This is a genomic window from Streptomyces sp. NPDC002788 (assembly GCF_053592115.1).
The window spans coordinates 172,497-193,796 of sequence record NZ_JBSFVB010000015.1; the positions used below are offsets into that span (position 1 = coordinate 172,497).

Genomic DNA, 21,300 nt, shown 5'->3' on the forward strand with positions numbered 1-21,300 from the left:
GAACCGTCTTCAGGGCTGCCCGGCGAACGCCGCCGGGTCGTCCAGGACCGCCCGCACCACCGAGTGCGCGGCTCCGAGCAGCGGACCCTGAGGGCCCAGCCGTGACACGGACACCGGGCAGGCCGGACCCTGCGCGCGTCGTGCCAACTCGTCCTGCAGCGAGGGCAGCAGCCAGGGCGCCAGCCCGGACAGTTCGCCGCCCAGCACGACGCTCTCCGGGTCGAGCAGGTTGACGGCCCCGGTCAGGGCCACCCCGAGCGCCGTGCCCGCGTCGCGCAGGGCGCGGCGGACGTCCTCGTCGCCCTGCGCGGCGCGCCCCGCGAGCAGTCCCACACGGTCCTGGTCCGGCTCCAGACCGGCCGCACGCAGCACCGCCTCCTCACCGGCGTACTGCTCCAGGCACCCGCGCCCGCCGCAGGCGCACTCCGGCCCGTCGGGCCGGACCGGCATGTGTCCCAACTCGCCCGCGAAACCGCGGGTGCCGCGCAACAGTCCCCCGTCCACCACGACCGCCGCACCGATGCCGATCTCCGCCGACACGTGCAGGAAGTCGCGCGGCGTGCCGTCGCCGAGCCACAGTTCGGCCAGCGCACCGAAGTTGGCCTCGTTGTCCACGGTCAGCGGCAGGTCCGCCGGCAGAAGCTCACCGAGGTCGGTGTCGTGCCAGTCGAGGTTCGGGGCGCGGACCACCGTGCGGGCGTCGCGCGCCACCAGACCCGGTACGGCCACGGCCAGCCCCGCCGGCCGCAGGCCCTCGCCCTCCGCCTCGGCGACGACCTGCCGGATCAGCTCGGTGAGCTCCGCTGCCACGGGCCCGGGGGAGCGCCCGCGGTTCGCGCCCTGACGTATCGCCCGCGAGCGCGTCGTGCCGGTGAGGTCGACGGCGCAGACCGCGAGATGGTCGACGCCGACCTCCGCGCCGATCCCGGCCGGGCCGCGTCCGCTGACGGCGAGCGCGGAGCCGGGGCGGCCCACCCGGCCGGGCCGCTCGGGCCCCAGCTCCTCGAGCAGCCCCGAGCGGATCAGTTCGTCGACGAGCGTCGACACCGCCGCCCGGGTCAGGCCGATGCGCGAGGCGACGGCGGCCCGGGAGATCGGCCCTTCGGCGCGGACGGCGTGCATGACACGGGCGAGGTTGCGGCGGCGCATGCCCTGCTGGGTGTCGGGCAGTGCGCGTCGCGGCCCGACGGGGTGAGCATCGTGCAGCGGTGCGGTCATGCCTGACGCCAGTCCTCAGTGGGTGTTCGTGGGCCGCTCCAGCAGCGGAGCCGCGTCGGAGAGTACCCCGGCGATCCTGGCCAGCGTCTCCTCGTCCCGCTCGACGGCGTCGAGCACCGGCCCGGCGGCCGTGTCCCAGCGTCGGGCGACCGCCGCCGGGTCCTCCCCGGTCAGCAGCCCGGCCGCCTGCGCGGCGGCGCCGAGCGCCACCAGTTCCTTGGCCTCGGGCAGCTGCACGGGGCGCCCCGACAGCCGTCGTACGGTCTCCTGCCAGGCCGTGCCCCGGGCGCCGCCGCCGATCAGCAGCAGGGGCGCCGAGGGGTCCGCGTCCTCGTCGAGGACCAGGTCGAGCGCGCCGAGCAGGGAGTGGACGGCACCGTCGTAGGCGGCCTGGAGGAGCTGGCCGGCGGTCGTGTCGTGGCGCAGGCCGTGCAGCAGGCCGGAGGCGTTCGGCAGGTTCGGGGTGCGTTCGCCGTCCAGGAAGGGCAGCAGAGTGACGGCCGTGCCGGGTTCGACGGCCTCGCGGTCCAGGCCCAGCAGTGTCGCCACGCGGTCGACAGCGAGTGTGCAGTTCAGGGTGCAGGCCAGCGGCAACCAGTCGCCGCGGGCGTCGGCGAAACCGGCCACTGTCCCGCTCGGGTCGGTGGGCCTCCGGTGCGACACGGCGTACACCGTGCCCGAGGTGCCGAGGCTCATCACCGGCACGCCCGGACGCACCCCGAGACCGAGCGCCGCGGCGGCATTGTCGCCGGTGCCGGGCGCGACCAGGGTGCCCTTGGAGAACGGCAGGTCATGCCCGTCGCGCACCGTGCCCGCCACCTCGCCGGGCCGGACCACCCGCGGCAGCAGGGCCGGGTCCAGCCCCACGTGCGCCAGGATCTCCTCGTCGTACGCCTCCGTCCCGGACGCCCACCAGCCCGTCCCGGAGGCGTCGCCGCGGTCGGTCGTGCCCTGCCCGGTGAGCCGCTCGGTCAGGTAGTCGTGGGGGAGGCGCACGGACTTCGTGGCGCGGACCGCCTCCGGCTCGTGCGCGGCCAGCCAGGCCCACTTGGTCACCGTGAAGGAGGCGGCGGGGACGCTTCCGGTGCGCTCGGCCCAGAGCTTCGCGCCGCCCAGTTCCTCCGTGAGCCGGCGTGCCTGCGGCGCCGAGCGCACGTCGTTCCACAGCAGGGCGGGTCGCACCGGCTCACCCCGGTCGTCCAGGGTGACCAGGCCGTGCTGCTGACCGCCGACCGAGACCGCGGCGGCCTCGTGCGCCGCGTCACCGCACTGGCGCAGGGCCTCGCACAGCGCGTCCCACCACTGGCGCGGATCGCTCTCGCGCCCGGCCCCCGAGGAGACCGTGTGCGGCGCCTGACCGCTCGCGACGACCCGGCCGGTCGACGCGTCGACGACCAGCGCCTTGGTCGACTGGGTGGACGAGTCCACGCCGACGACGAGCGGACCCTCGGCTGCTGACATCGGGTTTCTCCCTCTGCTCTCGTCCCGAGACACCTTGTCTCTTCCCAGGAAGGTGCTCGCATACTAATTTGTAAATCGGCATGACGAAATAGCCTCAGCGAGCAAGGAGCCGCGGCATGAGCTACCAGCCCACCCCCGAGGACAGGTTCACCTTCGGCCTGTGGACCGTCGGCTGGCAGGGGCGGGATCCCTTCGGCGACGCCACGCGGCGTGCCCTGGACCCGGTCGAGACGGTGCAGCGCCTGGCCGAGCTCGGCGCCCACGGCGTCACCTTCCACGACGACGACCTGATCCCGTTCGGCTCGAGCGACACCGAGCGCGAGGCCCACATCAAGCGCTTCCGGCAGGCGCTGGACGCCACGGGCATGAAGGTCCCGATGGCCACCACCAACCTCTTCACGCACCCGGTCTTCAAGGACGGCGCGTTCACCGCCAACGACCGCGACGTGCGCCGCTACGCGTTGCGCAAGACCATTCGCAACATCGACCTCGCCGTCGAGCTCGGCGCCCAGGTGTACGTGGCCTGGGGCGGCCGGGAGGGTGCCGAGTCCGGCGCCGCCAAGGACGTCCGCGCCGCCCTGGACCGGATGAAGGAGGCCTTCGACCTGCTCGGCGAGTACGTCACCTCCCAGGGCTACGACCTGCGCTTCGCGATCGAGCCCAAGCCGAACGAGCCGCGCGGCGACATCCTGCTGCCGACCGTCGGCCACGCCCTGGCGTTCATCGAGCGCCTGGAGCGTCCGGAGCTGTACGGCGTGAACCCCGAGGTCGGGCACGAGCAGATGGCCGGGCTGAACTTCCCGCACGGCATCGCGCAGGCGCTGTGGGCGGGCAAGCTGTTCCACATCGACCTCAACGGCCAGTCCGGCATCAAGTACGACCAGGACCTGCGCTTCGGCGCCGGCGATCTGCGTTCCGCGTTCTGGCTGGTCGACCTGCTGGAATCGGCCGGCTACACCGGCCCCCGGCACTTCGACTTCAAACCGCCGCGGACCGAGGACCTCGACGGGGTGTGGGCCTCGGCGGCCGGCTGCATGCGCAACTACCTCATCCTCAAGGAGCGCGCCGCCGCCTTCCGCGCCGACCCTGAGGTCCAGCAGGCCCTGCGTGCGGCCCGCCTGGACGAGCTGGCCCAGCCCACCGCCGCGGACGGCCTCCAGGCCCTGCTCGCCGACCGGTCGGCCTTCGAGGCCTTCGACGTCGAGGCGGCCGCCGCCCGCGGCATGGCCTTCGAGCACCTGGACCAGCTGGCGATGGACCACCTGCTGGGCGCCCGGGGCTGACCTCACGCGCGGGTGCGGGGCCGTCGGCCGGTCACTGTGACCGGCCGACGGCCCCGGCATGCTCCGGAATCATGCGATCCACGCCACGAGCCCGTACCGACTTCCCCTGCGCCCCTCCCGCCTTGAACGGAACGCGGCGACTGTGGTCGGTATGGCCATGCCGCCCGTACCGCCTCGCCCGCCCGGACCTCCCCGGCGCCGGAATCCGCTGCTCGTCCTGCTCGCTGTGCTCGTGGCCGCCGCGGCCGTGTCCGTCGTCGTGCTGATGGCCTCGGGACGGGACCGCGCGCCGGACAAGGAGCCGTCCGGCGAGAGCAGCCGCACGCCCGCGCCGTCCTTCGGTATCCCCACCGAGCTGCCCACCACGTTGCCTAGCGAGCTGCCCACCACGTTGCCGAGCGAGCTGCCGCCCCGGCTGCCGTCGGGCTTCCCGACTCGGTTGCCGAGCGGTCTGCCGAGCGACCTCGAATCACTCCTCGCGTCGCCGTACACCGGCGAGCTACTGCCCTGACGCCGCCCTGACGCCGGCCTCGCCGGGAGGCCGGCCCGGAGCGACGAACACCACCATGTCCGTCTCCTCACCCGGCAGCGGTTCGGGCTCCCACCATCCGGCACGGCGGTAGAAGGCGAGCGCGTCCGGCGCCTGGTTCCAGGTCATCAGCCAGGCCCGGCCGCCGGGCGTTTCGGCGCTGAGAGCGGACAGCAACCGCTGCCCCAGACCCGTACCGCGAGCCCGGGAGCGTACGCCCAGCTCGTCGATCTCGAAGGAGCCCACCAGGAGTTCGTCCACCCGATCGGTGCCGAGCCGCCGGGTCACCTTCCCGTAGGCGCGGTCGGTGCGGAAGGGCGCTTGGGTGATCCAGCCGGTGGCGAAGCCGTCCACACCGCCGTCCCCCGACAGTGCCAGCACCGCCCGGAAACCCGGACGGCGCACGTCCTTCTCCAGCCGCTCGCGGAACTCCAGCCGGGTCTCCTCGACGCCCCGGGGCTCCCAGGGCGGTGCGGTGAAGACCTCGGCATACGCCTCGGTGAGCCTGTCGGCGACGGTGAGGACGTCCCGGCCGTATCGGTGGATCGTCACAGGGAGTTCACCCCTCCGGGGACGACGTCCGCCGATGTCAGGGCCGTCGCCGGATCCTGGGCGGCGCCTCCCGCGGGCTGCCAGCGGCCGCGCTCCTTGCGGTACGGCCACCAGCGGCCGTCCCGGCCGAGGCGCAGCTGGACCGGCCTGCCCACGGCCGTCCAGCGGTTGCCGCGGGCCCGCAGCTCCGGCCGCTCGTCCGCGTCCCAGGCCGACTCCAGGGCGGCACGCGCGCGTGCGAGCGCTTCACCCTCCACCGGCCATTCCTCGTCGAGCACGGACAGCGCGTCCGTACCGCCGTGGCGCCAGGCGCGTACGGCCGTCGCCAGCCCCTCCCGGCCGCGTCCCGACCCGTCGGCGAGCCGGTCCGCCACCTCCCGTCCGGGGTCGCCCGCGGCCAGCCGCACCGCGTCCTGCGCCACGGTCAGCTCCTCGTCGAAGGCACCCCGGAGCGCCTCCGCGAGCAGCCGGTGGGCCCGTACGGCGGTCCGTGCGGCCAGGAACTGCAGCGCGGCCGGGTCGATGCCGGGCGCGGGCGGCGTCTCGGTGTCCAGGGACGGCGGTGCACCGGGCTCGTCGGGGAGGCCGGGCGGACCCGGGAGCGGCGGCAGGATGTCACCGGCGGCGTAGGCCTCGGCCGCGTCCACGCCCTCGTGCTCGCAGGAGCCCGCCGCGGACGCGCCGCTGCGCGCCTGCAGGTCCTCCAGCAGGGCTGCTTCGTGACGTCCCCGCAGCAGCAGCAGGACGAACGGATCCTGGTCCAGCAGCCTGGCCACCTGGTAGCAGAGCGCCGCCGTGTGCCCGCAGTGGTCCCAGGCCCCGCAGTCGCACTCCGGCTCCAGATCGCCAAGGCCGGGCAGCAGTTCGACGCCCGCGGCCGCCGCGTCCTCGACCAGGTGCGGCGGCATCTCCCGGTCCAGCAGCGCCGCCACATGACCGGCCCGCTCCACCGTCATGTCCAGGACGCGGTCCCACTGTCCGGGCGAGAGCTCCGCAAGCAGGACGTCGGCCCGGTGCGCCGTTCCGTCGCGGTCCCGCACGACGGCCGTGAGCCGTCCCGGGCGCACCGACACCGCGCCGACCGCTCCCGCGCGGGCGAGCCGGCGGCCCGTCTTGAGCTGCGCCGAGTCCAGCGCCGTGTCCTCCAGTGCCCTCAGCCAGGCCTGGCCCCACCAGGTCCGCGCGAAGCCCCGCCCGCGCGCGGGCGGCAGCGCGGCGAACGTGCGCTGCGTGTCACCGTCGTACCGAGTCATCGCAGGCTCCCTCGCAGTTGGACGAGATCCGCCAGTTCGGCGTCCGTGAGCTCCGTGAGCGCCGCCTCGCCGGAGCCCAGGACCGCGTCCGCCAGCTCCCGCTTGCGGGCCAGCAGTGCGGCGATGCGGTCCTCGATCGTTCCCTCCGCGATGATCCGGTGCACCTGCACCGGCCTGGTCTGGCCGATGCGGTACGCGCGGTCGGTCGCCTGCGCCTCGACGGCCGGGTTCCACCAGCGATCGTAGTGGACGACGTGCTCGGCCCGGGTGAGGTTCAGCCCGGTGCCCGCCGCCTTCAACGACAGCAGGAACACCGGCACTTCGCCGTCCTGGAAGCGCCGCACCATGGCCTCGCGCTCGGCGACGGGCGTCCCGCCGTGCAGGAACTGCGAGGACGCGCCCCGGGCGGCCAGGTGCCGTACCAGCAGTCGGGCCATCTGCACGTACTGCGTGAAGACCAGCACGCCCGCCCGCTCGGCGAGGATCGTGTCGAGCAGTTCGTCCAGCAGCTCCAGCTTCCCGGAGCGTCCGGCGATCACCGGCCGCTCCTCCTTGAGGTACTGCGCGGGGTGGTTGCAGATCTGCTTGAGGCCGGTCAGCAGCTTCACGATGAGGCCGCGTCGCGCCATGCTCCCCGCGCCGGAGATCTCCGCGAGCGCCTCGCGCACCACGGCCTCGTACAGCCCCGCCTGCTCCTGGGTGAGCGACACGGCGTGATCGGTCTCCGTCTTCGGCGGCAGCTCGGGGGCGATCCCCGGGTCCGACTTGCGGCGGCGGAGCAGGAACGGCCGTACGAGCCGGGCCAGCCGGTCCGCCGCGGCCGGGTCCTGACCGCCCTCGACGGCCTCCGCGTACCGCCGGCGGAAGGTGCCGAGGCGGCCCAGCAGCCCCGGAGTCGTCCAGTCGAGGATCGCCCACAGCTCCGACAGGTTGTTCTCCACCGGCGTGCCGGTGAGTGCCACACGCGCGCGTGCGCCGATGGAACGCAGCTCCCGCGCGGTCGAGGAGTACGGGTTCTTCACGTGCTGGGCCTCGTCCGCCACGAGCATGCCCCAGGACGCCTCGGCGAGCCGCGGCGCGTCCAGGCGCATGGTGCCGTACGTGGTGAGCACGAACTCCCCGTCTGCCAGGCCCTCCAGGCTGCGCCGCGGGCCGTGGAAGCGCCGTACGGGTGTGCCGGGCGCGAACCGTTCGATCTCCCGCTGCCAGTTGCCCATCAGGGACGTCGGGCAGACGACCAGGGTGGGCCCGGCGGACTCGGCGTCGGTCTGCCGGTGCAAGTGGAGGGCGATCAGCGTGATGGTCTTGCCGAGTCCCATGTCGTCGGCGAGGCAGCACCCCAGGCCCACCGACGTCATCCCCGCGAGCCAGTTCAGGCCCCGCCGCTGGTAGTCCCGCAGGGGGGCGGCCAGGGCGGCCGGCTGCTCCACGGGCTGCTGCGCCTCGGGGGCCGCGAGCCTCTCCCGCAGCGCCGCCAGCCAGCCGGTCGGCCGCACCTCGACCCGGTGGCCGTCCACCTCCGCCCAGCCGGTGAGGGCCGCGCCCAGCGCGTCCACCGGCGTGACCTTGTGGTCCTGCCGGGAACGTGCCAGACGTACCTCCTGAGGGTCGATCAGGACCCACTGGTCGCGCAGCCGCACCACAGGGCGCTTGGCCTCGGCCAGACGGTCCAGCTCCTCGCGGCTCAGCCGCCGGTCGCCCAGCGCGAAGGACCAGTCGAAGGCGAGCAGTGCGTCGGCGGACAGGAACGACGGCATCGCCGCGAACGCCCTGCCGGACTCCGCATCGTCATCGGAGGGCCCCACCTCCGCGCGCGTGGTGAACTCCCGGGTCAGCCCCTTGGGCCAGTGCACCTCCACTCCGGCCGCCGCCAGCGCTCGGGTACCCGCATCGAGGAGCTCGGTGACCTCCTCGTCGGCGAGTTCGACCGCGTCCGGCACGGCCGCCGACAGCAGGGGGGTGAGCGGGGCCCAGGCCCGGGCAGCCCGGCGCAGGGCGAGCAGCACGTCCATCCGCGTGCGGGGACCGAAGGCCTCGGCCCCGGTGCCGGCCCAGACGTCCGTGGCGTCCGCGACGAGCGCGGGATCGCTCACGCTGTGCACCTGTAGCACGGCCCGGAAGGTCACCTCCGTCTCGTCGGCCGCCGCGTCCGTCAGGCCGTCCGCCTCGATCCGCAGGGAAAGCCGCACACCCGCGTCGAGCCCCGCGGCGACGTCGGCGGCCCAGGCGCGCTGCTCGGGCAGGCGCACAGGCGCGTGCGACGCGTAGGCGGCGCCGCCCGTCACCAGCGGCGCGGCGGGGGAGCGGGGCAGGGTGTCGGCGACCGCGTCCAGGAAGGCGCGCAGGAGCACCTCCGGGTCGGGCAGCCGCAGCCGCCCGGAACCGGCCAGCGGCACGGAATGCGCCTCGGGTGGCATAGCGGCGGCCAGGCGGCGCAGGGCCTCGACGTCCCGGGGACGCAGGGGGCCGGTGCGCCAGGCGTCGTGATCGCCCTGGGAGAGCCCCGGAAGCAGCAGTCCGCGCGCCACGAGGTGCAGCGCGTGCAGGGCTGCCGCGCCCCAGAACACGGTGGAGCGGTGCCCCCGTGCGTCGGCACGCGCGCGCGTGAGGACCGGTAGGGCCGCGCGCACCGGTACCAGGGCGGCGTGCACGCTCACAGCCTCGACCTGACCGCCGCCGGGCACGACGACGGTCAGGTCCGTGGCGGACGCCGACGCCATGAGCGGAGGAGCGGCGCCGTCGGGCCTCCAGAAGGCGACGCCGCCGGCGCGGGCCGGGTCTCCGGGCAGGAACACGGCGCGGCAAAGGGCCGGTTCGGGAATGGCGGAGGAGGGTGCCGGGGGAGTCGGATGCTCGGCTATGGCTGATTCCTCAAATTTGACTAGTGGGCCGGAGTCGCCGAGAGTACAGCACTTTCGGTGCGCATGGGTATGGCTGTGCTGTGAACTGGGTCACCATGGAGGTCTCAGGGGTGCGTCGGGGTCGCACCTCAGGGATGTCTCAGGGTCGCGGTCCGGAACCGCCGTGAGCGCGGGTCCGTTTTCGAGACAGAGAGCGGCAGTGGCCGCGAAGGAGGCGACAGTCATGTCCAAGAACGCCAAGATCGCCGCAGGGGGTGTGGCGGCCGGGCTCATCCTGCTGATCTGGCTGCCCTGGTGGGTATCGCTCCTGATCATCCTGGGAGTGCCGGCCGCCGCGTACCTCACCCTGGACCCGTCGCAGCGGCGCAGGCTGCGCCGTGCCACGCGCAAGGAGATCGGCCGCTGAGGCGCTGACCGGAACGACCGCCTCAAGGGGGCCTCCCGGCCGCACCTGCGGGCGCGGCCGGAGGGAGCCCGGCCGACCGGCTCAGTTCGGCCGCACGGCCATCTTGTCGAGCGCCTCGAGGAGGCCCGGCAGCTCCGGCCCCCGGCCCACCGGCAGGACCTCGCCGGGCTCCTCGTCGAGCAGCACGAAAGCGATGTCGTCGGTCCTGGCCACGAGCGACCAGCCAGGACCGTCGGCCCGCAGGGTGCGGGCATCGCCCGGCGCGAACGACGACCTGACCCGGCCCAGCGGTGGCGGCGTGTCGATGTAGGCGCGGGCCTCCGCGAGGACGCGCCGGATGCCGCTGTGGCCGCCCCTCTGCCCGTTCTCCCCGCTGCTGTCCGGCGTGTCGCCCTCGGCCGCTGACCCCGGCTTGGGGAAGGCCTCGTCGTCGACCTGCTCCCGCCACGTCGCCCACTGCAGGGCGATCTCGTCCGCCCCCAGGCGCCGCTGGGCCGGCCCCCAGACGGTGGTGTCCGGCGGAGCCAGCGGGGGACGGTCGTCGGCCTCAGGGCCGGGATCGTGCGGCGCGGGCACCCCGGGAGCCGCGACCGCGACCGCGAGGGGCCAGCCGGGCAGGGCGGCCACGACCGTGCGCTCGTCCGGCGACAGGTCGTACTCCATGCCGCAGTCCCAGGACGCGATGGCGACGGCCACCAGAGAGACGTCGTCGATGACCACGGTCCACCGGGCGCCCTCGCCGTCCTGCCCGAGCACCAGCCCGTATCCGTCGGCGAGCGGCGCGAGACCGAGCGCCGCGCACGCCTCGGGGTAGTCGTCGCCGAGCACACTCGGGAACTTCGCCGGCGTCAGCAGCACCGCCGTGAGTACATAGAGCGCATCGTCCTCGGCGGCGACGGCGTCCACCTCGTCCGTCCCGGCCATCCCAGCCTCCCCATCGGTTCGTCCAACCGCGCGCACCCTAGTGCGCGCGGAAGCCGCTTGTCACGACCTCGCAGGCGCACGCGAGCTGCAGCTTTCCGGCGGACGGGGCGAATCGGCCGTCCAGGAGGCCGCGTCACCCCCGCGGCAGGCCCAGCAGCTCACGGGCCACGCTCTCGGGTGACTCGCCGCGCTCCCGCGCGAGCGCGATCACGGCCCGGCAGGCCAGCTCGTTCACCCCGAACGACAGCGCCTCCGGTGACACCCAGCCGGCCGCCTCGTCGGCCCGCTCCTGGTCGTCCTCGGCGCAGGCCGTGACATAGCAGGCCGCGGCCTCGAAGAGATTGTGCGGACGCTTGTCCCCCTCGGCCTTCGGCTCCGTGCGCAAGGCATGAGCGACTCTGCCCCCGGCCTTGCGGACCCTGTCCCACATGCGGAACCACCTTCCCCCTGTGCGGTGTCGCGCCGGTCGGTCATCTCCCTGCCACCAACGTAGAGTTGCAGAACCTGCGACAGAAGGGGGACGGCGCGGTGAGGCGCTTCGAACGTCTGGAACAGATCCGGCGGATGGACCCGTACCGGGAGGCCACGGACATCTACCGGTTGAGCGCGGCGTACGAGTTCCCCTGGGACTTCACCCGCGCGCTGGAGCTGGCCCTGTACCGCACGTACGCCGTCCCGAGCATCGGCCGGCTGCTCGCCCGGACCGCGGAGCTCACGGAGCGGACGCAGAAGCGCTACGACGACACGTCGCTCCTTCTGGACACCGTCGTCGAGCACGGCTTCGGCAGCGACCAGGGCAGGACCGCGATCCGCCGCATCAACCAGATGCACCGCAGCTACGACATCAGCGACGACGACATGCGCTACGTGCTCTGCACGTTCGTCGTCATGCCCAAGCGGTGGATCGACGCCTACGGCTGGCGCCGGATGTCCCGCCACGAGATCGTCGCCAGTGTCGTCCACTACCGCACGCTGGGCCGGCACATGGGCATCAAGGGCATCCCCGAGACCTATGAGGAGTTCGAGACCTGCCTCGATGCCTACGAGGCGGCGCACTTCGCCTGGGACGAGGACGCCCGGCGCGTCTCGGACGCCACCCTCGACCTGATGGCCTCCTGGTACCCCGGCCCGCTCGCCCCCCTGCTGCGCACCACGACCCTCTCCCTGCTCGACGACTCGCTCCTGCGCGCCTTCCGCTACACCCCGCCGAGCGCCGCCACGCGTGCGTGGGTGCGTCGCGCGGTCCGGCTGCGGGGACGCGCCGTCCGGCTGCTGCCGCCCCGGCGCGCCCCGCACTTCGCCCGCCAGAACTGGGAGATCAAGGGTTACCCGTACGGCTATCGCATCGCCGACCTGGGCACGCGCCCGGTCCCGGGCGTCCGGGGCTGCCCCGTGCGGCACGGGGAGCCGTCGGACGCCGAGGCCGGGTGAGGCTAGGGCCGGGTCCGCCGCAGGCCGAACCCCGGGTGAGACGCCGGCTGCTTCCGCCGGAGGCCGAATCAGGGTGACGCGTCGGCTCGGTCCGCGCGGACTGCGAGCGCCAGGAAGCGGGAGTCCTCGTCCACGTACGACGTCAGGCGCCACCCGGACCCGGCCAGCAGTGGACGGAGGTTGGGCTCGGCGCGCAGGTCGTCAGGGGTGAGCGGGCGGCCGTGACGGGCAGCGAGGGCCGCCCTGCCGATCGGGTGGAACAGTGCCAGCACCCCGCCGGGGCGCACCACACGCGCCAGTTCGCGCAGGTTCTCGTCCGGACTCGGCAGGTGCGAGATGAGGCCCGCACCGAACACGGCGTCCAGCGACCGTGTGCGCAAGGGCAGCGCGGCGACGTCCGCGAGCAGCAACTGCCCGTCACGGTCCCGTCCGGCCCCCACGGCCTCCCGCAGCATGGCCGGGGTCAGATCGGCCCCGAGCACGACTCCCGAGGGCCCGACGGCGGCACGCAGTGGCGGCAGAGCGCGTCCCGTGCCGCATCCGGCGTCCAGCACACGGTCGCCGGCCCGCAGTCCGAGCTCCGCGACCGCGGCGGTGTAGGCCGGTCCGTCGTAGGGGAACCGGCTGTCCCAGCCGGCGGCGCGGGCGGTGAAGAACTCCTGGACATGCGTCTGGTCGTCGCTCATGTACCGCATGATTCCTCACCGGCACGGATGACGCCTCAGGGGTCCTTGCACTGTGCCCGCCCGGGTCGCGCGGCCTGGCACCGCGCCTCGCGCGCTGCCGAAACGCCCTGGTGGCTCCGCTGTCAGGGTTCTCCGGCGCCGATGCACGGCACCGGACCACGCGACCTGATCGGACGCTCAGAGTGCCAGGACCCTTTAGTGCGCACGTTCGGGCGTGACCCGATCGTTCCGGTACATCCTCGCGTCATATTCCAACGCCTTTCGAAATGCGCCCCCCTCGTGCGCTCCTGCCGGGTCTAGCGTCCCGGAGCCATGGGACACCTGGACCACGCCGCCCTGGGGTGGCTGACCCCCGCGCTGTCATACGTGATGGCCTGCACAGGTGCCGCGCTCGGACTGCGCTGCACCGTTCGCGCGCTCGGCGCCACCGGGCGTTCGCGCCGCAACTGGCTCCTCACCGCCGCCTCGGCGATCGGGACCGGCATCTGGACCATGCACTTCGTGGCCATGCTCGGGTTCAGCGTCTCCGGCACCGACATCCGCTACGACGTGCCGCTCACCCTCCTGAGCCTGCTGGTCGCCATGGTCGTCGTCTGCGCCGGCGTCTTCGCCGTCGGCTACAGCCGCGACCGCGGCCGGGCCCTCCTTCTCGGCGGACTCACCACCGGCCTCGGCGTGGCGAGCATGCACTACCTGGGCATGGCGGCCGTCCGGCTGCACGGCGACGTCGAATACGACCCGGTGCTCGTCGGGCTGTCCGTCCTGATCGCCGTCGTCGCCGCGACGGCGGCCCTGTGGGCGGGGCTCAACATCAAGTCGCCGGTCGCGGTCACCATCGCCTCCCTGATCATGGGTGCGGCCGTCAGCAGCATGCACTACACCGGCATGTTCGCGGTGGCCGTGCGCGTGACGCCCTCCGGGCAGGCCCTGCCCGGGGCCACGGCGATGCAGTTCATCTTCCCCCTCGCCGTCGGCCTCGGGTCCTACCTCTTCCTGACCTCGGCCTTCGTCGCGCTGTCACCGACGGCAGGGGAGCGCGAGGCGTCCGCCTCGGCCCAGCGGCCGGTCGAGAGCGCCGCCTCGTAGGCGCACCGCCCCGTGGCCCAGCGGTCCGTACACGACCTCCGGCGGCCCGGGCGGCACGCCCCCGACCCACTCCCGAGCGAGGAGTCCATGCGCACACCCCCGAGGACCCCCACAGCCGGCGCCGAGGCGCCGCCCCCACCCGTGCGCGGTCGCCGCGCGCACGCCGGGCCACCGGCCGACGAGGGCACCGAGCCGCCACCGGGCACCGCATCGGACGGGCTGCCCACACGCGCGGAGCGCTGGCACATACGCCCGCGTACCGTGCGCGCCAAGATCGTCTGCCTGCTGATGGTGCCGGTCGTCTCCCTCCTGGCCCTGTGGGCCTACGCCACCGTCACCACCGCCCAGGACGTCTCCCGGCTGCGGCAGGTCCAGCGCGTGGACGCCGGGGTCCGCGCCCCCGTCTCCGCCGCGGTCGCCGCCCTCCAGGCCGAACGCGCGGCAGCGGTACGCCGCGCCACCGACCCGTCCGCCGTACGCGCCGACGAGTTGGACGAACTCGCCCGGCGCACCGACCGGGCCGTCGCGAGACTGCGGCTCGGCAAGCACAACACCGTCGCCGACAGCGAGGAACTACCCGCCGGAGTCGCCCGCCGGCTCGAGGAGTTCGTCACCGGTGCCGAGCGACTGCGCCCGCTGCGGACGGCGGTGCTCGACCGCCGTGTGGGCTGGGACGAGACGTACGAGCGGTACACGAGCACCATCGCGACGGCCTTCGGCGCGGTCGGCTCCCTCACCGGGATCCAGGACGCCGCACTCGGTTCCGACGCGCGCGTGCTGCTCGAGTTCTCCCGCGCGGGCGAGGCACTGGCCCAGGAGGACGCGGTACTGGCGAGCGCCCGCCTGACCGGCACCCTCACCGGGGAACGACTCCGGCTGTTCACCGGCGCCGTCCACCTGCGCCGCACGCTCACCGAGTCATCCGTGGCGGACCTGCGCGGCACCGAACGCGCGGCCTGGACCAGCCTCGCCGACCACGGTGCCCACGACACCCTGGGCGCCGCCGAGGACAAGGTGCTGGCCGCCGGCCCGGGCGCCCGCGCGGTGGACGCGGTTCCCGAGGAGACCTGGAACACGGCCCACACGCGCGTGCGGAACGGCATGCGCACCATCGAGGACGACGCGGCCCGCGGTGTCGCGGAGCGGGCCGACCCGTTCACCCGAGGCCTCCTCAGCCCGGCCGGCGCCGCCGTCCTGCTCGGTCTCGCCGCCGTCGCCGCCTCGCTCGTCATCTCCGTGCGCATCGGACGCGGCCTCGTGGTGGAACTGGTGAGTCTGCGCAACAGCGCTTTGGAGATCGCCCGGCGCAAACTCCCCGATGCCATGCGGAAACTGCGCGCCGGCGAAGAGATCGACGTCCGCGCCGAGGCACCGCCGGGGGCACCCGCGGACGACGAGACCGGCCAGGTCGCCGAGGCCCTCACCACGGTCCACCGCGCCGCGCTTCGAGCCGCCGTGGAACGCGCCGAACTCGCCAGCGGCATCTCCGGCGTCTTCGTCAACCTCGCCCGCCGCAGCCAGATCCTCGTCCACCGGCAGCTGAGCCTGCTGGACAGCATGGAACGCCGCTCCGAGGACCCGAACGAGCTGAGCGACCTCTTCCGCCTCGACCATCTCACCACCCGCATGCGGCGCCACGCGGAGAGCCTGATCATCCTCTCCGGAGCCGCCCCCGGCCGCGCCTGGCGCATGCCCGTCTCCCTGACAAGCGTGGTCCGCGCGGCCGTCTCCGAGGTCGAGGACTACGCGCGCGTGGAGGTACGGCAGCTCCCCGAGGCGGCCGTCGTCGGTACGGCCGTCGCCGATCTCACCCACCTGCTGGCCGAACTCATCGAGAACGCGGCCCAGTTCTCGCCGCCCCACACACGTGTGCGCGTCACCGGCGAACCCGTCGGCAACGGCTACGCCGTCGAGGTCGAGGACCGCGGCCTCGGAATGGGCAGGGAGACCCTCGCCGAGGCCAACCGCCGCATCGCGCAGTCCGAGGCGCTCGACCTGTTCGACAGCGACCGGCTCGGCCTGTTCGTCGTCAGCAGGCTCGCCGCCCGGCACGAGGTCAAGGTGAACCTGAGGACCTCGCCGTACGGCGGCACCACCGCGGTCGTCCTGCTGCCCACCGCCCTGCTGCACACCGGGGCGGCGGAACGTTCTCCCCGCGCGGCGGCCCACGTGCCCCGTCAGGAGGAACGAGCCCACGCGCGCGAGCCCGACGCCGGCCCGCTCCAGGACGCCGTCCCCGCACACGCCGACCGGCGCGCCCTGGTGGCCCCCGTACCGGCCGTTGCCGAGACGACCAGTCACACGGAGACCCCGAGCCACACCCCACCGCCAGGAGTCGCCACCTTGCGACTGCACCGTCCTCCGGAGCAGCCCGAGGGCTCCGACGACCTCCCGCGCCGCGTGCGCCAGGCCAGCCTCGCCCCCCAACTGCGCGACGGGCGCCCCGAGGAACCGCTCCCGACGCCCGCACCCCGTGACGACGAACGCACCCCCGAACTCGTACGGGAGCGCATGGCGGCCTACCGCGACGGCTGGATGCGCGGCGGCGGTCGACCCGGCCGCGGAACCACGCCCGGCCCGGTGGCCGGCCGCGACAGCAGCGAAGGAGACCCCGCATGATCCAGGACCCGAGCACACAGGACGCCCCCCGCTCCGGCGAACTCGACTGGCTGCTGGACGACCTGGTGCTCCGCGTGAGCGAGATCCGGCACGCCGTGGTGCTGTCCAACGACGGCCTCGCCGTGGGCGCCTCGAGCGACCTGCGCCGGGAGGACGCCGAACACCTGGCCGCGGTCGCCTCGGGCTTCCACAGCCTCGCCAAGGGAGCCGGACGGCACTTCGGGGCCGGGGGTGTCCGCCAGACCATGGTGGAGATGGACGAGGGCTTCCTGTTCGTGGCCGCGGCGGGCGACGGCTCCTGTCTCGCCCTCCTCACCGCCGTGACCGCCGACATCGGCCTCGTGGCCTACGAGATGGCACGCCTGGTCAAACGCGTCGGCGAGCACCTCGGCACCGCGCCCCGCGTCGGCGCGCGCCCACCAGCCGCCGGATGAACGGGGAGAACGGTCCGCGCAGATGACCGAGGACATGACGGGCGCCCCGCACGAGCAGGGCAGCCAGTGGTTCGACAACGAGGCCGGTCCGCTCGTCCGCCCCTACGCCATGACGGGCGGACGGACCCGGCCCGGCCCCACCGGCGTGCGGTTCGATCTGATCGCCCTGGTCACGCTGGACCCGCGAGCACCCGGCGTGGACGACGCCCTGCTCGGCCCGGAACACCGCGGCCTCCTCGACCTGTGCCGCACGGAGACCCAGTCGGTCGCCGAACTCGCAGCCGGTGCGGACCTGCCCGTCGGCGTGGTCAGAGTCCTCCTCGGCGACCTCCTGGAACTCGGCCGCGTCACCGTCAGCCGCCCCGTACCGCCCGCGCAGCTGCCCGACGAACGCATCCTGCGCGAGGTGATCGAGGGCCTGAGGGCGCTGTAGATGAACGCCCACCCCACCCGCATGTACGTCACCCGTTGCCGGCACTCCCGAGAGAAGTGATCAATGGTCTCCGAGCACTCCGACGCCGCAGGCGGCGAGACCGCCGCGCTGGCGTTGAAGATTCTGGTCGCCGGCGGGTTCGGCGTGGGCAAGACCACGCTGGTGGGCGCCGTCAGCGAGATCCGGCCACTGCGCACCGAGGAACTGCTCAGCGAAGCAGGCCGGTCGGTGGACGACACCGACGGCGTGGACCACAAGACCACCACGACCGTCGCGATGGACTTCGGACGCATCACCATCCGGTCCGGCCTCTCCCTGTACCTGTTCGGCACGCCCGGCCAGGACCGGTTCTGGTTCCTGTGGGACGAGTTGTCGCAGGGGGCGCTCGGTGCGGTGGTCCTCGCGGACACCCGGCGCCTGGAGGACTGCTTCCCCGCGGTCGACTACTTCGAGCACCGGCGCATCCCGTTCGTGGTGGCCGTCAACTGCTTCGCGGGCGCCCGGCGGCACGGCGCCTCGGACGTGTCGCGCGCCCTCGACCTGGACCGGGGCACGCCCGTGGTGCTGTGCGACGCGCGGGACCGCGACTCGGGGAAAGAGGTGCTGATCCGGCTCGTCGAGTACGCCGGGCGGATGCACACCGCCCGGCTCCTCGACTCGGTCGGCTGACGGGCTGCCCGGCGGTCGGTCCGCGCGTAGCGCACCGCCGGAGACCGGTCGATGGTGACGCGGACGAGGAGTTCGCCCCGGGACGCCGCTGCGGGCACCGAACTCCTCGGCGCGCTCCTCGCCCGTGTATCGGGCGCCGACGCGGGTGGCCCGGTGCCGTATCTCGTCGAGGTCCTCCGAGACGCGGCAGCCCCACAGCACCACGAAGGAGTACGGCGGCCGGTCGTCGTCCACACACAGGGCGACCCGGCCGTCCCGGACGAGGTTGCGCCCCTCCACGCTGTCCTCGGCGGTGTCGAACCCCAGCTCGTCCGCGTCCATCACGCATTGCACCGGGGGCACGTGCGGGCTGCCGTCGGCCCCGGACCGTGGACTGCCGTCCGGTGCGGGTGCCGTGGGAGACCAACTCCCGCCCTTCGCGCGTCGGTCATCTTCTGCCATGGCTCCCTTCCTCCTTGCCCCGGCCGCGGTCCTGGGGAAGGCTGGCGTGGAGATCCTCCGGCAAGGAGGAGAATCGCACGGGGAGAAAACGGGGAGAGCGGAACATGGCGCACAACCAGGGACTCGGCTGGCTGCTGGACGACCTGACCGAACGCGTCCACGAGGTGCGGCACGCACTGGTCCTGTCCAACGACGGCCTGGTGACCGGGGCGAGCACCGGACTGCGCCGCGAGGACGCAGAGCACCTCGCGGCCGTCTCGTCCGGACTGCACAGCCTGGCCAAGGGGTCAGGGCGGCATTTCGGCGCGGGCAGCGTACGCCAGACGATGATCGAGTTCGACGACGCGGTGCTGTTCGTCACCGCGGCCGGCACGGGCAGCTGTCTGTGCGTCCTCAGCGGCGCGGAGGCCGACATCGGCCGGATCGCGTACGAGATGACACTTCTGGTCAACCGGGTCGGCGAGCACCTCGACGTGGACGCACGCCATCCCGAGAAGCCGAGCACGGACCTCTGACCCGCAGGTTCGTCATCCCCTGTGGGTTTCTCACAAGCTGACCACGCAGTGCGGTGAACCGGCTCCGTCTGTTCCGGCGATCGCACAGGGCGTGAGCCGTCGCTCCCGGGGGAGACCGACCAGGTTCCAGGGGCCGGCAGTCCGCGGGGTGGCCCCGCGGCGCCGCGACATCCCGACGGGCTACCGATGAGTTTCCGGATGCGCACCGGTCGGACTTCCGAGGACACTGTGCCCAGGAGGCGATCATGTTCCGTACCACGAAGGCGTACAGCGGCTTCTCCGTGAACGACATCGAAGCGGCCAGGAGGTTCTACGGCGACACGCTCGGGCTCCGGGTGTCGGAGGAGCACGGCATGCTGATCCTGCACATCGCGGGGGACCGGGACACCCTGGTCTACCCCAAGCCGGACCACACCCCGGCGACGTTCACCATCCTCAACTTCCCCGTCGACGACATCGAGGCCGCGGTCGAGGAGCTGGGCAGGAGAGGCGTGCGGTTCGAGCGCTACGACCACCTCAAGACGGACGACAAGGGAATCTTCCGTGGCGGCGGCCCGCTGATCGCCTGGTTCACGGACCCGGCGGGGAACGTGCTGTCCGTCCTCCAGGAAACCTGACGCCCCGGTCATGCCCGAACTCCCCGACGTCGAGGGCTTCCGGCAGGTGCTCGAGTCCTGCGCGAAAGGGCGCGTCATCCGGCACGTCGACGTGCGGGACGCGGGTGTCCTGCACGGGGTCGACGAGAGGCGGCTGCGCGACGCGCTGGAGGGGCGGCGGTTCGGCACGCCGCAGCGGCACGGAAAGTGGCTGCTCGCCCGCACCGGCGGGCCCACCCTCGTGCTGCACTTCGGCATGACCGGCCGGCTGGTCTGCGGGCAGTCCGACGACGCCGTCGAGGCCCATGACCGGGTGCTGTTCACCCTGGGCGGTGGCCGCCAGCTGCGCTTCCGTGACCAGCGCAAACTCCAGGGGCTCTGGCTGGCCCACGACGAGTCCGACATCGACCGGCTGCTCGGGCGGCAGGGCCCCGACGCGCTGGCGGTGGAGCGGGCGGAGTTCGAGAGCGTGCTCGCGGCACGGCGCGGCGTGCTCAAGACGGCGCTCACCGACCAGTCGGTTCTGGCCGGGCTCGGCAACCTGCTCGCCGACGAGATCATGTGGCGGGCGCGCCTGCGCCCCGACCGTCCGGCGCGTGATCTCACCCAGGCCGACCGTCGTCTCCTCTACAGCGAGATGCGGCGCACCCTGCGCTCATCGGTCACCGCTGGCTGCGTGCCGCCGCGTGACTCCTGGCTCACCGGGCACCGCGACGACCCGGACCCGAGGTGCCCGCGCTGCGGCACCGGCCTGCGCCGGTCCCGGCTGGCAGGCCGTGGCACGGTGTGGTGCCCGCGGTGCCAGCCGGACGGCTGAACCGAGCCAGAGGGCGACAACGGGCAAACCAGCCGACAGGAGGCGGTCGCCGAGCGCGGTCGGACCGTTATGCCCTCCGCCCGGCCTGTCACCGGGGCTCTGCTTGTGGCCTTCTCGCTCTCAGGGCGCTGCCGCTTTCCGGCGCTCCTCGTCCGGAGCCACCAGCGACTGGGCGAACGGGATCCGGGCCAGCGTGAGGACCCCGGCGGCGATCAGCGCGACGCCGAACAGCTGGGGCACCAGCCACCACCCGGAGCGGATGGTCTCCTCGTACAGGAGGATGCCGAGGGTGAGGCTCACCAGCGCGTCACCGAGGGTGAGCGCGGGCTGCGAGGCGACCAGCGGGCCGGCCTGCATGGCGTTCTCCAGCAGGAACAGCGCGCACACGCCGGTGACGGCGAAGGCATAGGTCTGCCAGCTGGTGAGGAAGCCCACGAGTCCCTGGTCGTCGAGGATGTGCATGGCGGCCTTCATCAGGGCGGCGGTCACCGCGTAGCTGATGGCCGTCGCGGTTCCCAGGCATGCCGCCCGGGCGCGGCCCTCCGGGCGACGCAGGGCCGTGAGGGAGAGGGCGACGACCGCCGCCGCGCACACGGCGAGTGCGGGGATCCAGCGGTCCAGGGACACATGGGTGCGGTTGCCGGCGGGGGAGGCGGCGGCGAGGGCGACCGCCAGTCCGGCCACCACCACCGCCACGGCCAGCCAGCCCGCTCCCGGCAGATGCCGGTGCATCAGCAGCGACGCGACGACCAGGGTGAGCGGCAGCTCCAGCACGAACAGCGGCTGCACGATCGTCAGCGGCCCGGTCGCCAGCGCCAGCGCCTGGCAGACGGCGGCGGCGATCACCGCGAGGATGCCGGCCAGCCAGACGGGCCGCCGCAGCAGATCGACGAGCAGCCCGGCCCGGAACCCCTGGGAGCTCGGCACGGTGAGCGCCGCCTTGCGCTGCAGCACCGTCGCGACGGCGTTGCTGAGGGCCGCGCAGACGGCGAACACGACGGGGAACACGGTGTGCAGCGCGGTCACCTCCTGGATCGGCGGGCGTGCGACGCCGGCTGGGCCTTCTCCTGACATGGTCACCGGAGC

21 protein-coding genes and 1 pseudogene are annotated in these 21,300 nt (G+C 73.6%); 12 read left to right on the forward strand and 10 right to left on the reverse strand.

Going from position 1 to position 21,300, the window contains the following annotated elements:
- Window positions 1–9 precede the first annotated feature (9 nt).
- Both ACWD1U_RS26955 and xylB read right to left on the reverse strand, forming a co-directional pair.
- The gene (locus tag ACWD1U_RS26955; RefSeq protein ID WP_451111267.1) at window positions 10–1,218 is read right to left on the reverse strand and encodes an ROK family protein; all 1,209 of its coding nucleotides are present in this window, start codon (window positions 1,216–1,218) and stop codon (window positions 10–12) included.
- 15 nt (window positions 1,219–1,233) lie between these two features.
- Window positions 1,234–2,679 (reverse strand): xylulokinase, encoded by a 1,446-nt coding sequence (xylB, locus tag ACWD1U_RS26960; RefSeq protein WP_451111269.1) that lies wholly within the window; start codon window positions 2,677–2,679, stop codon window positions 1,234–1,236.
- A 116-nt stretch (window positions 2,680–2,795) separates the two neighbouring features.
- Between xylB and xylA the strand changes: the two genes are divergently transcribed.
- Together xylA and ACWD1U_RS26970 are read left to right on the forward strand one after the other, a co-directional pair.
- Window positions 2,796–3,962, forward strand: coding sequence for a xylose isomerase (gene xylA, locus ACWD1U_RS26965; RefSeq protein WP_451111271.1), 1,167 nt, complete (start codon window positions 2,796–2,798; stop codon window positions 3,960–3,962).
- Between the two features lie 151 nt (window positions 3,963–4,113).
- The gene (locus ACWD1U_RS26970; protein ID WP_451111273.1) at window positions 4,114–4,473 is read left to right on the forward strand and encodes a hypothetical protein; all 360 of its coding nucleotides are present in this window, start codon (window positions 4,114–4,116) and stop codon (window positions 4,471–4,473) included.
- Here ACWD1U_RS26970 and ACWD1U_RS26975 read toward each other — a convergent pair.
- Genes ACWD1U_RS26975 through ACWD1U_RS26985 form a run of 3 tightly spaced genes read right to left on the reverse strand, consistent with a single transcriptional unit; the run spans window position 4,462 to window position 9,016 of the window.
- On the reverse strand, window positions 4,462–5,043 hold the full coding sequence (locus ACWD1U_RS26975) for a GNAT family N-acetyltransferase (RefSeq protein ID WP_451111275.1): 582 nt from the start codon (window positions 5,041–5,043) through the stop codon (window positions 4,462–4,464). The two genes, ACWD1U_RS26970 and ACWD1U_RS26975, sit on opposite strands and share 12 nt — an antisense overlap.
- Window positions 5,040–6,296 (reverse strand): SWIM zinc finger family protein, encoded by a 1,257-nt coding sequence (locus ACWD1U_RS26980; protein ID WP_451111277.1) that lies wholly within the window; start codon window positions 6,294–6,296, stop codon window positions 5,040–5,042. The genes ACWD1U_RS26975 and ACWD1U_RS26980 overlap by 4 nt, the downstream gene beginning before the upstream one ends.
- Window positions 6,293–9,016, reverse strand: coding sequence for a DEAD/DEAH box helicase (locus ACWD1U_RS26985; RefSeq protein ID WP_451111363.1), 2,724 nt, complete (start codon window positions 9,014–9,016; stop codon window positions 6,293–6,295). Before ACWD1U_RS26985 ends, ACWD1U_RS26980 begins: the two co-directional genes overlap by 4 nt.
- A gap of 364 nt (window positions 9,017–9,380) precedes the next feature.
- On the opposite strand from ACWD1U_RS26985, the gene ACWD1U_RS26990 reads away from it, so the two are divergent.
- The gene (locus tag ACWD1U_RS26990; protein WP_451111279.1) at window positions 9,381–9,563 is read left to right on the forward strand and encodes a hypothetical protein; all 183 of its coding nucleotides are present in this window, start codon (window positions 9,381–9,383) and stop codon (window positions 9,561–9,563) included.
- 81 nt (window positions 9,564–9,644) lie between these two features.
- Here ACWD1U_RS26990 and ACWD1U_RS26995 read toward each other — a convergent pair whose 3' ends face one another.
- Window positions 9,645–10,487, reverse strand: a complete 843-nt coding sequence (locus ACWD1U_RS26995) for a hypothetical protein (RefSeq protein WP_451111281.1) — start codon at window positions 10,485–10,487, stop codon at window positions 9,645–9,647.
- Window positions 10,488–10,620: 133 nt separating this feature from the next.
- Window positions 10,621–10,917, reverse strand: a complete 297-nt coding sequence (locus tag ACWD1U_RS27000) for a hypothetical protein (protein WP_451111283.1) — start codon at window positions 10,915–10,917, stop codon at window positions 10,621–10,623.
- A 98-nt stretch (window positions 10,918–11,015) separates the two neighbouring features.
- On the opposite strand from ACWD1U_RS27000, the gene ACWD1U_RS27005 reads away from it, so the two are divergent.
- Window positions 11,016–11,918, forward strand: a complete 903-nt coding sequence (locus ACWD1U_RS27005; protein ID WP_451111285.1) for an oxygenase MpaB family protein — start codon at window positions 11,016–11,018, stop codon at window positions 11,916–11,918.
- A 68-nt stretch (window positions 11,919–11,986) separates the two neighbouring features.
- Here the strand turns inward: ACWD1U_RS27005 and ACWD1U_RS27010 are convergent, their stop codons facing one another.
- The gene (locus ACWD1U_RS27010) at window positions 11,987–12,604 is read right to left on the reverse strand and encodes a class I SAM-dependent methyltransferase (RefSeq protein ID WP_451111287.1); all 618 of its coding nucleotides are present in this window, start codon (window positions 12,602–12,604) and stop codon (window positions 11,987–11,989) included.
- A gap of 312 nt (window positions 12,605–12,916) precedes the next feature.
- Between ACWD1U_RS27010 and ACWD1U_RS27015 the strand changes: the two genes are divergently transcribed.
- From ACWD1U_RS27015 to ACWD1U_RS27035, 5 genes are all read left to right on the forward strand, one after another.
- Window positions 12,917–13,690, forward strand: coding sequence for an MHYT domain-containing protein (locus tag ACWD1U_RS27015; RefSeq protein ID WP_451111288.1), 774 nt, complete (start codon window positions 12,917–12,919; stop codon window positions 13,688–13,690).
- Window positions 13,691–13,777: 87 nt separating this feature from the next.
- Window positions 13,778–16,309, forward strand: a complete 2,532-nt coding sequence (locus ACWD1U_RS27020) for a nitrate- and nitrite sensing domain-containing protein (RefSeq protein WP_451111290.1) — start codon at window positions 13,778–13,780, stop codon at window positions 16,307–16,309.
- Entirely contained in the window at window positions 16,306–16,743 is a 438-nt protein-coding gene (locus ACWD1U_RS27025) for a roadblock/LC7 domain-containing protein (protein ID WP_451111292.1), read from the forward strand. Before ACWD1U_RS27020 ends, ACWD1U_RS27025 begins: the two co-directional genes overlap by 4 nt.
- 22 nt (window positions 16,744–16,765) lie before the next feature.
- A complete protein-coding gene (locus ACWD1U_RS27030) occupies window positions 16,766–17,176 on the forward strand; it encodes a DUF742 domain-containing protein (RefSeq protein WP_451111294.1) in 411 nt (136 codons plus the stop codon).
- 63 nt (window positions 17,177–17,239) lie between these two features.
- Window positions 17,240–17,845: a GTP-binding protein gene (locus ACWD1U_RS27035; RefSeq protein WP_451111296.1), complete on the forward strand. Its 606-nt coding sequence runs from the start codon at window positions 17,240–17,242 to the stop codon at window positions 17,843–17,845.
- Between the two features lie 44 nt (window positions 17,846–17,889).
- Here ACWD1U_RS27035 and ACWD1U_RS27040 read toward each other — a convergent pair.
- Window positions 17,890–18,276 (reverse strand): annotated as a pseudogene (locus ACWD1U_RS27040) (PPOX class F420-dependent oxidoreductase); the annotation flags it as partial.
- A 114-nt stretch (window positions 18,277–18,390) separates the two neighbouring features.
- On the opposite strand from ACWD1U_RS27040, the gene ACWD1U_RS27045 reads away from it, so the two are divergent.
- From ACWD1U_RS27045 to ACWD1U_RS27055, 3 genes are all read left to right on the forward strand, one after another.
- Window positions 18,391–18,801, forward strand: coding sequence for a roadblock/LC7 domain-containing protein (locus ACWD1U_RS27045; protein WP_451111297.1), 411 nt, complete (start codon window positions 18,391–18,393; stop codon window positions 18,799–18,801).
- A gap of 245 nt (window positions 18,802–19,046) precedes the next feature.
- Complete coding sequence (locus tag ACWD1U_RS27050; protein ID WP_451111298.1) at window positions 19,047–19,418, forward strand: VOC family protein; 372 nt, start codon at window positions 19,047–19,049, stop codon at window positions 19,416–19,418.
- Between the two features lie 10 nt (window positions 19,419–19,428).
- The gene (locus tag ACWD1U_RS27055; RefSeq protein WP_451111300.1) at window positions 19,429–20,214 is read left to right on the forward strand and encodes an Fpg/Nei family DNA glycosylase; all 786 of its coding nucleotides are present in this window, start codon (window positions 19,429–19,431) and stop codon (window positions 20,212–20,214) included.
- Between the two features lie 120 nt (window positions 20,215–20,334).
- Here ACWD1U_RS27055 and ACWD1U_RS27060 read toward each other — a convergent pair whose 3' ends face one another.
- Window positions 20,335–21,231 carry a DMT family transporter gene (locus ACWD1U_RS27060; protein ID WP_451111365.1) on the reverse strand — a complete coding sequence of 299 codons (897 nt, stop codon included), beginning with the start codon at window positions 21,229–21,231 and terminating at the stop codon, window positions 20,335–20,337.
- Window positions 21,232–21,300: the final 69 nt, after the last annotated feature.

Excerpts from the sequence above, each read along its gene's own strand:
- ACWD1U_RS26990 (WP_451111279.1), top strand. The coding sequence starts at position 9,381 with ATGTCCAAGAACGCCAAGATCGCCGCAGGGGGTGTGGCGGCCGGGCTC.
- ACWD1U_RS27045 (WP_451111297.1), top strand. The coding sequence starts at position 18,391 with ATGGCGCACAACCAGGGACTCGGCTGGCTGCTGGACGACCTGACCGAA.
- ACWD1U_RS26955 (WP_451111267.1), bottom strand. The coding sequence starts at position 1,218 with ATGACCGCACCGCTGCACGATGCTCACCCCGTCGGGCCGCGACGCGCA.
- ACWD1U_RS26980 (WP_451111277.1), bottom strand. The coding sequence starts at position 6,296 with ATGACTCGGTACGACGGTGACACGCAGCGCACGTTCGCCGCGCTGCCG.
- ACWD1U_RS27025 (WP_451111292.1), top strand. The coding sequence starts at position 16,306 with ATGATCCAGGACCCGAGCACACAGGACGCCCCCCGCTCCGGCGAACTC.
- ACWD1U_RS27050 (WP_451111298.1), top strand. The coding sequence starts at position 19,047 with ATGTTCCGTACCACGAAGGCGTACAGCGGCTTCTCCGTGAACGACATC.
- ACWD1U_RS26985 (WP_451111363.1), bottom strand. The coding sequence starts at position 9,016 with ATGGCGTCGGCGTCCGCCACGGACCTGACCGTCGTCGTGCCCGGCGGC.
- ACWD1U_RS27015 (WP_451111288.1), top strand. The coding sequence starts at position 12,917 with ATGGGACACCTGGACCACGCCGCCCTGGGGTGGCTGACCCCCGCGCTG.
- ACWD1U_RS27035 (WP_451111296.1), top strand. The coding sequence starts at position 17,240 with ATGGTCTCCGAGCACTCCGACGCCGCAGGCGGCGAGACCGCCGCGCTG.
- ACWD1U_RS27010 (WP_451111287.1), bottom strand. The coding sequence starts at position 12,604 with ATGAGCGACGACCAGACGCATGTCCAGGAGTTCTTCACCGCCCGCGCC.
- ACWD1U_RS27000 (WP_451111283.1), bottom strand. The coding sequence starts at position 10,917 with ATGTGGGACAGGGTCCGCAAGGCCGGGGGCAGAGTCGCTCATGCCTTG.
- ACWD1U_RS26995 (WP_451111281.1), bottom strand. The coding sequence starts at position 10,487 with ATGGCCGGGACGGACGAGGTGGACGCCGTCGCCGCCGAGGACGATGCG.
- ACWD1U_RS27020 (WP_451111290.1), top strand. The coding sequence starts at position 13,778 with ATGCGCACACCCCCGAGGACCCCCACAGCCGGCGCCGAGGCGCCGCCC.
- ACWD1U_RS27055 (WP_451111300.1), top strand. The coding sequence starts at position 19,429 with ATGCCCGAACTCCCCGACGTCGAGGGCTTCCGGCAGGTGCTCGAGTCC.
- ACWD1U_RS27030 (WP_451111294.1), top strand. The coding sequence starts at position 16,766 with ATGACCGAGGACATGACGGGCGCCCCGCACGAGCAGGGCAGCCAGTGG.
- xylB (WP_451111269.1), bottom strand. The coding sequence starts at position 2,679 with ATGTCAGCAGCCGAGGGTCCGCTCGTCGTCGGCGTGGACTCGTCCACC.
- ACWD1U_RS26970 (WP_451111273.1), top strand. The coding sequence starts at position 4,114 with ATGGCCATGCCGCCCGTACCGCCTCGCCCGCCCGGACCTCCCCGGCGC.
- xylA (WP_451111271.1), top strand. The coding sequence starts at position 2,796 with ATGAGCTACCAGCCCACCCCCGAGGACAGGTTCACCTTCGGCCTGTGG.